A 13,365-nucleotide genomic window follows, 5' to 3' on the forward strand; every position below is an offset into this window, starting at 1 on the left:
GTCTCAGCCGCCGATCGCGGACATCGGCCGGGTCGGCTGGAGGAAGGTCGGGTCGTCGATGCCGTGCCCGGCCCGCTTGCCCCACATCGCGCTGCGCCAGCGGCGAGCCAACTCCTCGTCGTCCGCGCCGCCGCGCAGCGCGGCACGTAGGTCGGACTCCTCGGTGGCGAAGAGGCAGGCGCGGACCTGGCCGTCGGCGGTCAGCCGGGTGCGGTCGCAGTCGCCACAGAAGGGGCGGGTGACGCTGGCGATCACACCGACCCGGGCCGGGCCGCCGTCGACCAGCCAGGTCTCCGCCGGTGCCGCGCCGCGGTGGGCCGGGTCGGGGCTGAGCTCGAAGGCGGTACGCAGAGAGGTCAGGATCTCCTCGGCGGTGACCATCGTGCCGCGGTCCCAGCCGTGCTGCGCGTCCAGCGGCATCTGCTCGATGATCCGCAGCTCGTAGTCGTGGTCGACGGCGAAGCGGAGCAGCGCCGGTGCCTCGTCCTCGTTGACGCCGCGCATCAACACGGAATTGATCTTCACGGGGGTGAGCCCGGCGGCGGCGGCCCCGGCCATCCCGGCCAGCACCGCGTCCAGTCGGGGACGGCGGGTGAGCTGGGTGAACCGGGCGTGATCGAGGGTGTCCAGAGAGACGTTCACCCGGTCCAGGCCGGCCGTGCTCAGCGCCGGCGCGAGGCGGTCCAGGCCGATGCCGTTCGTCGTGAGCGAGATCTGCGGACGCGGCTCCAGCGCGGCGACCGCGGCCACGATGCCGACCAGCCCGGGCCGGATCATCGGCTCACCGCCGGTGAACCGCACCTCGGTCACGCCGAGCCGCTCGACGGCCACCCGGACCAACCGGACGATCTCGTCGTCGGTGAGCAGCTCGGGGCCGGCCAGCCAGGGCAGCCCCTCGGCCGGCATGCAGTAGGTGCAGCGCAGGTTGCACTTGTCGGTGAGGGACACGCGCAGGTCCCGGGCGACGCGGCCGAACCGGTCGACGAGGACGCCGTCGGTCCGCGGGGCGACGCTCACCTGTCGACCGTAGCGCGCTCGGCCCGGGCCAGGGCGGCACGGGCGCTCTGGACGACCGCAGCGCGGTATCCGCCGCCGAACAACGCCGTGTGTACGAGCAGCAGGTGCAGTTGGTGCAGTGGCACCCGGTCGCGCCAGCCATCGTGCAGTGGCCAGGTCTCCTGATAGGTCGCCAGCACCCGATCGAGGTGGGGAACGCCGCCGAAGAGAGCGAGCTGGGCGAGGTCGGTCTCCCGGTGCCCGCCGTGCGCCGCCGGGTCGACCACCCAGGCCCGGTCGTCGGCGCCCCAGAGCACGTTGCCCGGCCACAGGTCGCCGTGGACGCGGGCCGGCGGCTCGTCCCCGCCGAACTCGCCGACCTGGTCGATCACCTGCTCGACGAGCGCGGCGTCGGCCCCGGTCAACGCGCCGCCGTCGACGGAGCGCCGCAGGTAGGGTGCGAGCCGTCGCTCGGCGAACCAGGTCGACCAGGGACCGTCGTCGGGGGTGTTGTCCTGCTCGAGCGCCCCGATGAAACCGGGCCAGCTCGACCCGAAGGTGGGTGCGCCGGCCCGGTGCAGGCCAGCCAGTTCCCGACCGAAGCGCTCGGCCGCCTCCGGCGTCGGCTCGCCGGGCTCCACCCAGTCGAGCGCCAACAGGTCGGGCAACGCCACGATCACCTCGGGTACGGCCACCGCGCCGGCCTCCCGCAGCCAGCGCAATCCGGCCGCCTCGGCGGCGAAGAAGCCCGCCGGCACCGGCCGGCCGGCACGTTCGGGCCAGGACTTGGCGAAGACCGAGTGACCGTCGTCCAGGGTGAGCCGGGCAGCGGCGCAGATGTTCCCACCGGCGACCGGCGTCTCGCGGATCCGCTGATGGGTCAGGAACGTCGGCAGGTGTTCGGGATGCGCGCGCAGGTACGCCAGGTCCATCAGCGCACCGTAACCGCTTCCCACGACAGAACGGTGCCGCCCGAACACATCGGGTCGTCCGTACCTGCGCACGCCCCTTCCCGGTCATCCCCGATCGGCACTGAGCAGGGAGAACACGCTGTGTGACTGTGGATAAGCCGCGTGTCGTCCACAGGGGCGGCGGACCCTGGTGCCCCGGTCGCAGGCTCCCGGCATGACCTCGACCGAACGCCCCCGACTCGCCGTCCGCTCACCCGCCGACCTGCTCGCCGCCGTGCCGTACCTGCTCGGCTTCCACCCCGCCGACAGCGTGGTCGCGGTGGCGCTGCGCGGCCGACAGATCATCTTCGCCGCCCGCGCCGACCTGCCCGACCCGTCCGACGACCCGGGCGGGCGGGCTCGGCACCTGGCCGGAGTGATCCACCGCCAGGGCGCGGAGGCCGCGACGGTGGTCGGCTACGGGCCGCCCGACCGGGTGACTCCGAGTGTGGACGCGGTGCGCGCCGCCCTGACGGATGCTGGGTTGGAGGTGCTCGACGCGCTGCGGGTGACCGACGGCCGGTGGTGGTCCTACCTCTGCACCGAGACCGACTGCTGCCCGCCCGAGGGCCGCCGCTACGACCCGGCGGCCAATCCGGTGACCGCGTCGGCGGTCTTCGCCGGCCAGGTCGCACTTCCCGATCGGGCCGCTCTCGTGGCACAGGTGTCGCCGGTGGACGGCCCAGCCCGAGCTGCGTTGAGCGCCGCCACCGTCCGCGCCGAACAACGACTGGCCGAACTGATCGAGGAGGCGTCCGAGAGCGACCTGCTCGGTGGCCGGGCACTGCGCTCCGCCGGAGTGGCGGCGGTCCGTGAGGCCCAGCGCCGGCAGCGCCGCGGCGAGCCACTCGACGACGACGAGGTGGCCTGGCTGAGTCTGTTGCTGACGCATCTGCCGATCCGCGATCACGCGTGGGAGCGCACCGACGGGCGGGACCGGGACATCGCCCTCTGGATGGACGTGTTGCGGCGGGCCGAGCCGGAGCTGACCGCCGCGCCGGGTGCCCTGCTGGCGTTCGCCGCCTGGCGGGCTGGGCAGGGCGCGCTGGCCGCGGTCGCGCTGGAGCGCACGCTGAGCGTGCACCCGGACTACTCGCTCGCCCAACTCCTGGACGACCTGCTCCGGCGCGGCGTGCCCCCGTCCGAGCTGGACGGCTGGCCGTCGGTCGGGCTGCCCGGCGTGGTCCGCCACCGCAGACGAAGCCGTCGTCGCCGTTGAGGTGCGTCCGGTCAGGCTGGCTGCTCTACCGTGATCCGCTGGGGGCCGGCGTAGACGTTCATGGTCCGGCCGCGGAGAAACCCGACCAGCGTCATGCCCGCCTCGTCGGCCAGCTCGACGGCGAGGCTGCTCGGCGCGGAGACCGCCGCGAGCAGCGGCAGCCCGGCCATCCACGCCTTCTGGGTCAGCTCGAAGCTGGCCCGGCCGGACACCAGCAACAGGTGCCCGGCCAGCGGCAGTCGGCGTTCCCGCACCGCCCAGCCGATCACCTTGTCGACCGCGTTGTGCCGGCCGACGTCCTCCCGGAGCACCACCAGCTCTCCGGCGGGTGTGAACAGCCCCGCCGCGTGCAGTCCGCCGGTCCGGTCGAAGCCGCGCTGGGCGGCGCGCAGCCGGTCGGGCAGCTCGGCGAGGAGCGCGGCCGGCACGGCGAGCGTGTCCGCCGCGACCGGGAACAGCGAGCGGGTGCGTACCGCGTCGATGCTGGCCTTGCCGCAGACTCCGCAGGAGCTGGTCGTGTAGAAGTTCCGGGACGGGTCGGTGGTCGGCTCCGGCACGCCGGGGGCGAGCACCACGTCCACCACGTTGTACGTGTTCGGCGTCTCCGCGCCAGCGCAGAGCTGCGCGGTGAGCACGTCGTCGGTGGACCGGATCAGCCCCTCGGTCAGCAGGAACCCGATCGCCAGGTCCAGGTCGTCCCCCGGGGTACGCATGGTGACCGCGAGCGGCTGCCGGCGGCCGGGCCCGGCCAGGCCGACCCGGATCTCCAGCGGCTCCTCCACCGCCAGGTTGTCCGGGCGGCGGACCGCCCCGCGCCCGTCGGCCGCCGCGTCCAGGTCGATCCGGAGCACGCTCCGTCGGTCAGTCGCCCGTCCCATCCCGTCATCCTGCACCCCACGTCCGCCGGTCCGCACGGCCACCGGGTACTCGGCCGGCGGCACGGCTACCGTGGCCGGGTGGGGACGTACGCCGCCGTGGTGCTCGCTGGTGGGGCCGCCCGACGAATGGGCGGGGTGGACAAGCCCGCACGTCCGGTCGGCGGTCGGCCGATGCGTGACCGGGTGCTGGCTGCCGTCACCGATGCCGCGTCGCGGGTGCTGGTCGGTCCCGTCGACGTCGTCCCGCCCGGTGTGCGGGTCACCCGGGAGGATCCGCCCGGCGGCGGACCGGTCGCCGCGATGGCGGCCGGGCTGGCGCTGCTCGACCCCGGTACGACCGTGGTCGCGCTGCTCGCCGCCGATCTGCCGCTGCTCACCCGCGCCGCGGTCGGCGAACTCCTGCTCCACCTCGACTCCGATAGCGCCACCGCCCCTCCCGCCCCGACAGCCGGCACCGTCGTGAGCAGCGCCGTCGTGAGCAGCGCCGTCGTGAGCAGCGCCGTCGTGAGCAGCGCCGTCGTGAGCAGCGCCGTCGGGGCTGGCCCCGGCGAGAGCGGCGGCGGGCGGCGACCCGACGGGGCGTGTTTCGTCGACGCGGACGGGCGGCGGCAGTCGCTCTGCGGGGTGTGGCGGGTCGCCGCACTGCGGGCCGGGCTGGACCGGCTGGCGGCGGAGCGCGGCGGCAGTCTGGCGGGGGCACCGGTCCGGGCGCTGCTGGCCGGTCTCGTCGTCCGGGAGGTGCCGTGGTCCGGCGACGGCCCGCCGCCCTGGTTCGACTGCGACACTGACGAGGACGTACGCCGGGCGGAGGAGTGGGCGCGATGACGGTGCTGGACGACTGGGTCACGGCGGCCTGCGTGGAACTGGACCTGGACCCGAGCGGGGTGCCGGTGCCGGCGGTGCTGGACCTGGCCCGGGACGTCGCACATCAGGTGCTGCGGCCGGGGGCACCGGTCACCGCGTACCTGCTCGGGCTGGCGGTGGGTAGGGGCGCCGACCCCGCGGACGCCGCCGCCCGGCTCAGTGCCCTGGCGGGCAACTGGCCGGTCGAGCTGGGCGCCGACCCCACCGACCCGTCCGCGTCCTGATCTCCGGGTGCTGGCTGACGCAGCTGCTTCGTGGCGGCCCGTCGCGCCGATGTCCGATCCCGGTCCGGGCTGATTGGCCACCCAGCGGGCGTGGGTAGGGTGATCGTGACGGACGGAGGCGATCATGACGGCTGACCACCCCTCGGTGCCGGACGGTGAGCTGCCCGGCGCTACGGCCGAGCCGGCGGAATCGATCCTGCTCGACGAGCCCAGCACAACTGACCTGCGGGCCAAGGTGACCGAGGCGTGGCAGGAGTTCGTCCGCGCGCTCGCCGTCCGGCTGCGGGAACTGCCCGCCGGCGCGCACGTCGAGCTGACCCTGGACCCCACCGCCTCCGGGACCGGGGACGCCGTCTATTCGATCAGCATCGACGCGGACGGCGCCGGCGCGTTCTCCGCCCGGGCGGTCGGCAACGCCAGCCTGCCGGCGGGCTACCGGCTGGACCGCGCCGCCGTGGCGGACATGATCGCGCTCGGCTGGTCCCCGCCCGGGGTGGTGCTCGGCTCCGGCGGCTTCTTCGGCCTGGACGGTACGACGGCCGAGGCAACCCGGATCGCCACGCTGCTCGCCCGGACGCTGCGCGACGTCTACGGCGCCCCGCACCCAGCCTTCCTCGTCTACCTGATCCAGGACGCCGAGGGCGAGCCGCTGGCCGTGGAGCCGCTGGGCACCGCGCGCAGCGAGTTCGGCCCGGACGCCGACGTCGAGGGCGATCTGGAGGAGGCGCTGGCCGGAGCGGCGGCCGCGCAGGTCGAGCGGGACGACGTGCTCGACCTGGCGGACCGGGTCCGTACCGTGGTCTCCACCATGCTGAAGTCCGACAGCGACCGCTTGCAGATCGACTCGGACGGCGACATCAACATCCGTGCCGGTTCGGCGATGGTCTTCGTCCGGGTCCGGGACAACCCGCCCCTGGTGGACGTCTCCTCCCCGGTGCTCACCGAGGTCGAGCCGACCGAGCGGCTCTACGTCCGGCTGTCCGAGCTGACCAACCGGATGCCGATCGGTCGTCTCTACTGCGCCGACGACACGGTCTGGGCGTCCATCCCGGTCTTCGGCCGGAACTTCCAGGCCACCCACCTGATGTTGGCGGTGCAGGTGATGACCGGGCTCGCCGACGAGTTGGACGACCGGCTGCACGGTGAGTTCGGCGGCAAGCGGTTCTTCGGTGAGGGCGACAAGCCGGTCCGCCGGGACGATTCCGAACACCGCACCGGCATGTACCTCTGAGCAAGGTTCAGGAGACGTCCAACAGGGTCTTGCCGACCGTCGCGCGGGCCTCGATGGCGGCGTGCGCGTCGGCGGCACGCTCCAGCGGGAAGCGCTGGCCGATCAGCGGTCGCAGCCGGCCGGCCGCCGCGTCCGCCAGCGCCCGATCGGTGTACGCCCGCAGCTGCGCGGGCGGCACGTCCGGCCGGACCAGCGTGACCTGTCGCGCCGTGGCCGCCTCCGCGGAGACCGGGGACCACTCGCCGCTGGCCAGCCCGAAGCTGACCATGCGACCACCCGGGGCCAGCAGCTCGAACGCCGTCCGGGCGACCTCCCCGCCGACCCCGTCGAGCACCACGTCGACGCCGCCCACCGCCTCCCGGATCTGCTCGGCCCACTCCGGCGCGCGGTAGTCGACGGCCAGGTCGGCACCCAACGCGGGCAGCAGCTCCACCTTGCGCGGGCCACCAGCCACACCGATCACCCGCGCGCCGGCCTGGGCCGCGAGCTGTACCAGCAGGCTGCCCACACCGCCCGCAGCCGCCTCCACCAGCACCCGGTCACCGGGGCGTACGCCGACCGCCTCGACCAGCATGGTGGCCGTACGCCCGTCGGCCAGCAGCGCCACCGCCGCGTCCAGCGCGAGCCCGGCCGGCACCTCGAACGGCGCGGAGGCGTCCACGGCGGCACGTTCGGCGTACCCGCCGGAGCCACCGGTGGCGCTGACCACCCGACGCCCGGTCAGCGCGGGGTCGACGTCCGGCCCGACGGCGGCGATCACTCCACCGACGCCGTTACCGGGGATCAGCGGCGGAGTGACCCGGAAGGGTCCGGGGCGACCGGACCGAAGCTGTGTCTCGACGAAGGTGATGTTCGCGTGCGCGACGTCGATCAGCACCTGGCCGGGGCCGGGCACCGGGTCGGGAGCCGGGCCGGGGACCAGCACCTCGGGTCCGCCGAACGCACGTAACCAGACCGCCCGCATGGAACCCCCTTGGTCAAGGTGGGCACCGTGCCCACGCTACGGCCAGTTCATCTCCTCAACCGAACTTGAGGTCAAGGGGCGTGGCCGGTCAGCGGGCGGAGGGGCCGACGCCCGGCGACTCGACCAGCCGGGAGAGCACGATGGTGCTGCGGGTGGAGGTCACGAACGACTCGGCGCGTAGCCGTTCCAGCGCCGCCTCCAGGTGGGCGATGTCGGCGGCGCGCAGGTGCACCAGCGCGTCCGCCTCACCGGACACGGTGTACGCACCGACCACCTCCGGGTGTCGGCGGGCGGCCACGCCGATCTGGGCCGGGGTGGTCCGGCCGGCGCAGAACAGCTCGACGAACGCCTCGGTGGTCCAGCCGACGGCGGCCGGATCCACGACGGCCGTGAATCCCCTGATGACGCCGGTGGCGCGCAGTCGGTCGACCCGGCGTTTGACCGCCGGGGCGGAGAGTGACACCCGGTTGCCGATGTCGGCGTACGACGCGCGGGCGTCGGCGACGAGCAACGCAATGATCCGCTGGTCTACCGCGTCTATCTGCAACGTTCCGCCCCTGGGAAGCAATGGTTGTGGCTGTTACCAAAGTTCTACGGTACCTACTCTTGGTGACCGTGAACCAGCAGCGAGTCCCGCGAAAGCGGACATATCTCATGTGCTCGCCCGAGCACTTCGCGGTCGAGTACGCGATCAACCCGTGGATGGACGTGGCCACCCCGGTGGACCGGGAACTGGCCGTCAAGCAGTGGGACCGGCTGCGCGAGACGCTGGTCGGCCTCGGCCACGAGGTGCACCTGCTCACCCCCGAGCCGGGCCTGCCCGACATGGTCTACGCGGCCAACGGCGCCCTGATGGTGGACGGCAGTGTCTACGGCGCGCGGTTCAAGCACGAGCAGCGGGCCGCCGAGGCCGCCGCGCACCGGGCGTTCTACGAGTCGCAGGGCTGGCGGTTCATCGCACCGAGCGAGACCAACGAGGGCGAGGGTGACTTCGCGTACGTGCCGGAGGCGCACGGCGGGCTCATCCTGGCCGGGCATGGTTTTCGCACCGAGATCCCCGCGCACGCCGAGGCACAGGAGGCGCTGGGCCGGCCGGTGGTGTCGCTGCACCTGATCGACCCGCGCTTCTATCACCTGGACGTGGCGCTCACCGTCCTCGACGACTCGAACATCGCCTACTTCCCCGGCGCGTTCTCCGCAGCGAGCCAGCGGGTGCTCGCCCAGCTCTTCCCGGCCGCGGTGATCGCCGACGACGCCGACGCCATGGCGTTCGGGCTCAACCTGGTGAGCGACGGCGCGAACGTGGTGCTCAACAGCGAGGCCACCGGACTCGCCGGCACGCTCAAGGCCGCCGGCTACACCCCGGTGCCGGTCGAGCTGGCCGAGCTGAAGAAGGGCGGCGGCAGCGTCAAGTGCTGCATCGCCGAACTGCGGCACTGACCCGAGCGCTGCCGCGTACGTCAGGGGCCGGTCTCCCAAGCGGGAGGCCGGCCCCTGATCTCGCTCCGGTGGGCGCTCAGCCCAGCGTCTCCAGCTCGTTGATCAGCACGTTCGACATGACCTGACCGTCGCGCTGCACCTCGCGCAGGTACCACTTCTGCTGCGGGGTACGCGGCTGGTTGAACTGCCAGACGCCGCGCGGGCTGTCGATCTGCCCGATCTTGCCCAGCGCAAGGTTGACCTGCTGCGGGGTGGGCTCACCGCCGGTCAGCTGGATCGCCTGGTCGAGCACCTGCGCCGCGTCGTACGACGCCATCGCGTAGGTGGTCGGGGTGACCTGGTGCTTCTTGCGGTAGGCCGAGGCGAAGACCCGGTTGGTCGTGCTGTTCAGGTCGGCCGAGTAGTTCAGCGCGGTCTGGATGCCCAGGGCGTCGCGCTGCATGCTCTCCAGCGCGGTGCCCTCGGTGAGAAAGCCGGGCGCGTAGATCGGCCCGGAGAACTGGTCGCGAAGCTGCTTGATGAACTCCACGGCGGCGGTGCCGGCGTAGAAGCAGAAGACCGCGGTCGGCTTCTTGGCCAACGCCTTCTTGATGTCCGAGACGTACGTGGTCTTCCCCGGCGTGGCGGTGGCGTCGGTGTTGGTCACCGGGTCGGCGATCCGCGGGTCGGTGGCCCCGAACGCCTGCCGGAAGCCCCGCACCACGTCCGGGCTGCCGACGTTCTCCGGCACGATGATGGCCACCCGGGCGTTCGCGGGCAGCTGGTCGCGCAGGTAGCGGCCCATCGCGCGGCCAGCCTCGTCCAGCACGTACGACGTCCGCCAGATGTAGACCACGCTCTGCAGGCTGCTGGGCGAGGCGTTGGAGCCGATCAGCGGGACCCGGGCCTGCTCCACGGTGTCCCGGATGTTGACCATCACCGACGAGTTGACCACCCCGGTGAGCGCGAGGACGCCCTGCTTGAGCAGGTCGTCGACGGCGGCCTTGCCGGTCTTGGCGGTGTCGCCCTCGTCGGCGGTCAGCAGGGTCACCGGGTGCCCGCCCAGCCGCTGGTCGTGCAGGTCGAGGAAGAGCTGGAAGCCGTTGGTGATGTCGTCGCCGATGCTCTTGAAGCCGCCGGCACGCGGTGCGATCAGACCGATCTTGATCGGGCCCCGGTTGGAGGTCGCCTGGCCGTCCGTGTCGGAGCCGCAACCGGCGGCGAATCCGGTGGTACCGAGCGCGGCCAGCAGTTGGAGCGCTCGCCTGCGATTCATCTGCGACACCGAGTTCCTTCCAAGGAGCGTTGCAGGGCAGGACAACGCCCCTCCGGCGTTCTACCTGGTCCGCGACGCTGCGTCAATGGTTAGTGATCATCCTGCAGGGACCGCAACGCGTCGAGGACCTGCGGCCAGGCCTCCGACTCCGGGTCGATCAGCCCGAAATGCTCGCATCCGGGCAGTTCAACAAGGGAAATATCGGATCCTGCGGCACGGGCCGCCGTAACGAAAACTCGGCTGATCTCCACCGGCACCTGTTGGTCAGTCGAGCCATGAACTATTACTGTCCGTGTCTGTGTCGGCACCAATGATCGTGGATCTGCCGCCGCGTACCGGTCCGGAACCTGCGCCGGACCGCCGCCGAGCAGCGCGGCCACCGCGCCCGAGTCCAGATCCCGCCGGTACGCCTCGGCGAGGTCGGCCACCGGGGCCAGGGCGAGGACCCCGCCCACCGTCGTCGGCGCGACGGCCGCCGCGTACAACGCCAGGTGGCCGCCGGCGGAGTGGCCGACCAGGATCGGCGCGGCCCGGGTCACCCGGTCGGGCATGAGGTCGGCGGCCAGCCCCGGTAGCTCGGCCACCCCGGTCAGCACGTCGGTCAACGTGCCCGGCCAGCCGCCGCCCGGCTGCCCGGTACGCCGGTATTCCAGCTGCGCGACCGGGTACCCGGACCCGGCGAGTGCGGCAGCCAGCGGCCCGGTGTGCCGCCGGTCGTACTCGGCCCGCCAGAAGCCGCCGTGCACCACGACGACCAGCGGTCGCGCCGGGCCGTTGCCGGCCGGGAGCCGCAGATCGGCCACCTGATCCGGGTGGTCGCCGTACGCCACGGTCCGGTCCGGCTCCGGGGCGGGCCGGGTCAGCACGGCACGCGGGTCGGCAGGCATGGCGCGACCGTAGCGCGCCCGCCCGGGTGGTTCGGTCCTGGGAGTCGGTCCCGGGCGGCACGACACAGGCCGACTGAGTAAAGATGGACCCCATGACCGAAGCGCACTCCGCTGCACAGAACGATGAGCCGGGCCCCGACGGCACCGGTCACTCCGGCATCGTGGTGGTGGTCGGCCCGGACGGCCAGCCGGTCGGCACGGTGCAGACCGACGAGGGGCAGGGCGAGGATCCGACCCGCCTGGTCGAACAGCCGGCCAAGGTGATGCGAATCGGCAGCATGATCAAGCAGCTGCTCGAGGAGGTCAAGGCCGCCCCGCTCGACGACGCCAGCCGGCACCGGATGCGGGAGATCCACGAGCGGTCCATCGTCGAGCTCAAGGAGGGCCTCGCCCCCGAGCTGCGCGACGAACTGGAGCGCATCTCACTGCCCTTCACGGAGGACAAGGCCCCGAGCGAGAGCGAGCTGCGGATCGCGCACGCACAGCTCGTCGGCTGGCTGGAGGGGCTCTTCCACGGCATCCAGGCGGCCCTGGTCGCCCAGCAGATGGCGGCCCGGGTCCAGCTGGAGCAGATGCGCTCGGGCCGGCAGGCGTTGCCCAGCGGCCCCGGTGGGGTGGTGCCCGGCATGCCGGGCATCGGCCAGCCCGGGGGCGGCGAGGGGCACAACACCGGCCAGTACCTCTGACCCGCCGGGCCCCGGCCCGGTCAGCCCACCCCGAAAACCTTCTCCAGGTACGCCGCCACGCCGTCCTCGGAGTTCGCCGTCGTCACCTCGTCGGCGACCGCCAGGACGGCGCGGTGCGCGTTCGCCACCGCCACGCCACGTCCGGCCCAGCTCAGCATCGGCACGTCGTTGGGCATGTCGCCGAAGGCCAGCACGTCCGCTGCCGCCACACCGAGCCGGTCGCAGTACCAGGCCAGCCCCGCCGCCTTGGTCACACCGGCCGCCGAGATCTCCACCAGCCCGGACGACGACGAGTGCGTCGCCTCGGCCAGCCCAGCCACCGCCCCGGCCACCAGCGCGACGAACGCGTCCGGGTCCTGCTCGCCGGCGCGAGCGAGAAGTTTCACCGCCGGGGCCGAGAGCAACTCCTCCGGCGTCTCGACCGGCCGCATCCCGTCTGGGTCGACGTCCCAGCGCAGCGGGTAGTGCACCTCGTGCCGCATCTCCCGGCTGTCCAGGATCTCCACCGCGAAGCTGATCCCGGGCACCTCGGCACGTAGCCGCCGGGCCACCTCGGCCAGGTGCTGCGGCGCGAGCGGGTCGGCTCGCAGCACCTCGTCCGCGACCGGGTCGTAGACCACGGCGCCGTTGGCGCAGATCGCCGGCAGCGGCTCGGCCAACTGGTCGTACACCATCTTGAGCCAGCGGACGGGACGACCGGTGACCAGCACGACCGGCGTGCCCCGCGCGGAGATCCGCGCGAGCACGTCGGCGGTGTGCGGGCTGACCGTGCGGTCGTCACGGACGAGCGTGCCGTCGATGTCGGTGGCGATGAGCCGGGGTGTCTCTCCCATCACCGGGACAGTAGCCGGTCCAGGTACACCGCCACCCCGTCGTCGTCGTTGCGCAGGGTCACCTCGTCGGCGGCGGCGCGGACGTCGGGGTGCGCGTTCGCGACCGCCACCCGGGACCAGCCAGCCCACTCGAACATCGGCAGGTCGTTGGGCATGTCACCGAAGACCAGCACGTCGGCCGGATCGACCCCGAGAGACTGCGCCACCACGGTCAGCCCGGTCGCCTTGTCCACGCCCGGCGGGCAGATCTCGATGAAGCCGAGCCCGGCCTGGGTGAGCGTGGCGACCTCCGGCGGAACGATCCGCCGGGCCACCGCCAGCAGTTCGTCCACGTGATGGTCGGCGGTCCGGGCGAAGGCCTTGATCACGTCGCAGGAGAGGCATTCCGCGCGGCTGCGCGCCTCGAACCGGTCCTGATAGGGCCAGCTTGCGTGGTAGTCGCCCCAGAGTGGGGCGTCGTGCTCGTCGGACGCCTCGACCATGACGGTCAGCGGGCCGACCTCGGCCTCCAGGTCGGCGAGCAGACGGGTCAGCACCTCGCCGGCCAGCCGCTCGTCGCGGAGCACCACCGGCCCGGCCGGGTCGCTCTGGTCGACGACCCGTCCGCCACCGGCCAGCACCAGGAAGTCGGCGGCCCGGATGTCGTTGCGGGTCAACTCGGTCAACCGCGGGCCGCGCCCGGTCGCGCCGACCACCGGAATTCCGGCGGCCCGCACCCGGTCGAGCACCCCATGGGTGTACGCGGAGACGGTGTCGTCGCTGCGGACGAGCGTCCCGTCGAGATCGGTCGCGATCAGCTTGGGCAGGCCCGGGCGGGTCATCGTTCCTCCTTCGCCCGCCGCCGTCGCAGCCAGCCGTGCGGCCCTGAGTGTCGAGACCCGGCGGGACGGCGGGCAGCAACCGTACCTCGCGGAACAGGTCGCAACCATGGCTTCCAG

General features: G+C 73.0%; 15 protein-coding genes. 6 read left to right on the top strand and 9 right to left on the bottom strand.

Features of this window, described 5'->3' with window-relative positions:
* Window positions 1-3: 3 nt before the first annotated feature.
* The gene (gene moaA / locus ACFQGL_RS20250; RefSeq protein WP_377513739.1) at window positions 4-1,017 is read right to left on the bottom strand and encodes a GTP 3',8-cyclase MoaA; all 1,014 of its coding nucleotides are present in this window, start codon (window positions 1,015-1,017) and stop codon (window positions 4-6) included.
* The gene (locus ACFQGL_RS20255; RefSeq protein ID WP_377513797.1) at window positions 1,014-1,928 is read right to left on the bottom strand and encodes a fructosamine kinase family protein; all 915 of its coding nucleotides are present in this window, start codon (window positions 1,926-1,928) and stop codon (window positions 1,014-1,016) included. Before ACFQGL_RS20255 ends, moaA begins: the two co-directional genes overlap by 4 nt.
* Before the next feature lie 193 nt (window positions 1,929-2,121).
* Here ACFQGL_RS20255 and ACFQGL_RS20260 point away from each other — a divergent pair, with 193 nt between their 5' ends.
* Window positions 2,122-3,165 carry a DUF4192 domain-containing protein gene (locus ACFQGL_RS20260; RefSeq protein WP_377513740.1) on the top strand — a complete coding sequence of 348 codons (1,044 nt, stop codon included), beginning with the start codon at window positions 2,122-2,124 and terminating at the stop codon, window positions 3,163-3,165.
* An 11-nt stretch (window positions 3,166-3,176) separates the two neighbouring features.
* Here the strand turns inward: ACFQGL_RS20260 and fdhD are convergent, their stop codons facing one another.
* A complete protein-coding gene (fdhD, locus tag ACFQGL_RS20265; protein WP_377513741.1) occupies window positions 3,177-4,043 on the bottom strand; it encodes a formate dehydrogenase accessory sulfurtransferase FdhD in 867 nt (288 codons plus the stop codon).
* 78 nt (window positions 4,044-4,121) lie between these two features.
* Here fdhD and mobA point away from each other — a divergent pair, with 78 nt between their 5' ends.
* The 3 genes from mobA (at window position 4,122) to ACFQGL_RS20280 (ending at window position 6,362) form a co-directional block, all read left to right on the top strand.
* Window positions 4,122-4,868, top strand: a complete 747-nt coding sequence (mobA, locus tag ACFQGL_RS20270; protein WP_377513742.1) for a molybdenum cofactor guanylyltransferase — start codon at window positions 4,122-4,124, stop codon at window positions 4,866-4,868.
* Entirely contained in the window at window positions 4,865-5,131 is a 267-nt protein-coding gene (locus ACFQGL_RS20275; RefSeq protein ID WP_377513743.1) for a DUF6457 domain-containing protein, read from the top strand. Before mobA ends, ACFQGL_RS20275 begins: the two co-directional genes overlap by 4 nt.
* 124 nt (window positions 5,132-5,255) lie before the next feature.
* Window positions 5,256-6,362 carry a T3SS (YopN, CesT) and YbjN peptide-binding chaperone 1 gene (locus ACFQGL_RS20280; RefSeq protein ID WP_377513744.1) on the top strand — a complete coding sequence of 369 codons (1,107 nt, stop codon included), beginning with the start codon at window positions 5,256-5,258 and terminating at the stop codon, window positions 6,360-6,362.
* A gap of 7 nt (window positions 6,363-6,369) precedes the next feature.
* On the opposite strand, the gene ACFQGL_RS20285 is transcribed toward ACFQGL_RS20280, so the two are convergent.
* Both ACFQGL_RS20285 and ACFQGL_RS20290 read right to left on the bottom strand, forming a co-directional pair.
* The gene (locus ACFQGL_RS20285; RefSeq protein WP_377513745.1) at window positions 6,370-7,326 is read right to left on the bottom strand and encodes a zinc-binding dehydrogenase; all 957 of its coding nucleotides are present in this window, start codon (window positions 7,324-7,326) and stop codon (window positions 6,370-6,372) included.
* An 88-nt stretch (window positions 7,327-7,414) separates the two neighbouring features.
* On the bottom strand, window positions 7,415-7,873 hold the full coding sequence (locus ACFQGL_RS20290; protein WP_377513746.1) for an Lrp/AsnC family transcriptional regulator: 459 nt from the start codon (window positions 7,871-7,873) through the stop codon (window positions 7,415-7,417).
* 59 nt (window positions 7,874-7,932) lie between these two features.
* Between ACFQGL_RS20290 and ddaH the strand changes: the two genes are divergently transcribed.
* The gene (gene ddaH, locus ACFQGL_RS20295) at window positions 7,933-8,766 is read left to right on the top strand and encodes a dimethylargininase (protein WP_377513747.1); all 834 of its coding nucleotides are present in this window, start codon (window positions 7,933-7,935) and stop codon (window positions 8,764-8,766) included.
* 76 nt (window positions 8,767-8,842) lie between these two features.
* Here ddaH and ACFQGL_RS20300 read toward each other — a convergent pair whose 3' ends face one another.
* Both ACFQGL_RS20300 and ACFQGL_RS20305 read right to left on the bottom strand, forming a co-directional pair.
* Window positions 8,843-10,030: an ABC transporter substrate-binding protein gene (locus ACFQGL_RS20300; RefSeq protein ID WP_377513748.1), complete on the bottom strand. Its 1,188-nt coding sequence runs from the start codon at window positions 10,028-10,030 to the stop codon at window positions 8,843-8,845.
* Window positions 10,031-10,110: 80 nt separating this feature from the next.
* Complete coding sequence (locus ACFQGL_RS20305) at window positions 10,111-10,908, bottom strand: alpha/beta hydrolase family protein (protein ID WP_377513749.1); 798 nt, start codon at window positions 10,906-10,908, stop codon at window positions 10,111-10,113.
* An 83-nt stretch (window positions 10,909-10,991) separates the two neighbouring features.
* Here ACFQGL_RS20305 and ACFQGL_RS20310 point away from each other — a divergent pair, with 83 nt between their 5' ends.
* Window positions 10,992-11,594 carry a bacterial proteasome activator family protein gene (locus ACFQGL_RS20310; protein ID WP_377513750.1) on the top strand — a complete coding sequence of 201 codons (603 nt, stop codon included), beginning with the start codon at window positions 10,992-10,994 and terminating at the stop codon, window positions 11,592-11,594.
* A gap of 20 nt (window positions 11,595-11,614) precedes the next feature.
* On the opposite strand, the gene ACFQGL_RS20315 is transcribed toward ACFQGL_RS20310, so the two are convergent.
* Together ACFQGL_RS20315 and ACFQGL_RS20320 are read right to left on the bottom strand one after the other, a co-directional pair.
* Window positions 11,615-12,427 carry an HAD family hydrolase gene (locus ACFQGL_RS20315; RefSeq protein ID WP_377513751.1) on the bottom strand — a complete coding sequence of 271 codons (813 nt, stop codon included), beginning with the start codon at window positions 12,425-12,427 and terminating at the stop codon, window positions 11,615-11,617.
* Window positions 12,427-13,248: an HAD family hydrolase gene (locus tag ACFQGL_RS20320; RefSeq protein ID WP_377513752.1), complete on the bottom strand. Its 822-nt coding sequence runs from the start codon at window positions 13,246-13,248 to the stop codon at window positions 12,427-12,429. Before ACFQGL_RS20320 ends, ACFQGL_RS20315 begins: the two co-directional genes overlap by 1 nt.
* Window positions 13,249-13,365 lie beyond the last annotated feature (117 nt).

The sequence above is a fragment of the Micromonospora vulcania genome (assembly GCF_042658605.1).
GTDB lineage: Bacteria > Actinomycetota > Actinomycetes > Mycobacteriales > Micromonosporaceae > Micromonospora > Micromonospora vulcania.

Coding starts and splice junctions, on each gene's coding strand:
- ACFQGL_RS20255 (WP_377513797.1), bottom strand. CDS start 1,928: ATGGACCTGGCGTACCTGCGCGCGCATCCCGAACACCTGCCGACGTTC.
- ACFQGL_RS20260 (WP_377513740.1), top strand. CDS start 2,122: ATGACCTCGACCGAACGCCCCCGACTCGCCGTCCGCTCACCCGCCGAC.
- fdhD (WP_377513741.1), bottom strand. CDS start 4,043: ATGGGACGGGCGACTGACCGACGGAGCGTGCTCCGGATCGACCTGGAC.
- ACFQGL_RS20275 (WP_377513743.1), top strand. CDS start 4,865: ATGACGGTGCTGGACGACTGGGTCACGGCGGCCTGCGTGGAACTGGAC.
- ACFQGL_RS20280 (WP_377513744.1), top strand. CDS start 5,256: ATGACGGCTGACCACCCCTCGGTGCCGGACGGTGAGCTGCCCGGCGCT.
- ACFQGL_RS20285 (WP_377513745.1), bottom strand. CDS start 7,326: ATGCGGGCGGTCTGGTTACGTGCGTTCGGCGGACCCGAGGTGCTGGTC.
- ACFQGL_RS20305 (WP_377513749.1), bottom strand. CDS start 10,908: ATGCCTGCCGACCCGCGTGCCGTGCTGACCCGGCCCGCCCCGGAGCCG.
- ACFQGL_RS20310 (WP_377513750.1), top strand. CDS start 10,992: ATGGACCCCATGACCGAAGCGCACTCCGCTGCACAGAACGATGAGCCG.
- ACFQGL_RS20315 (WP_377513751.1), bottom strand. CDS start 12,427: ATGGGAGAGACACCCCGGCTCATCGCCACCGACATCGACGGCACGCTC.
- ACFQGL_RS20320 (WP_377513752.1), bottom strand. CDS start 13,248: ATGACCCGCCCGGGCCTGCCCAAGCTGATCGCGACCGATCTCGACGGG.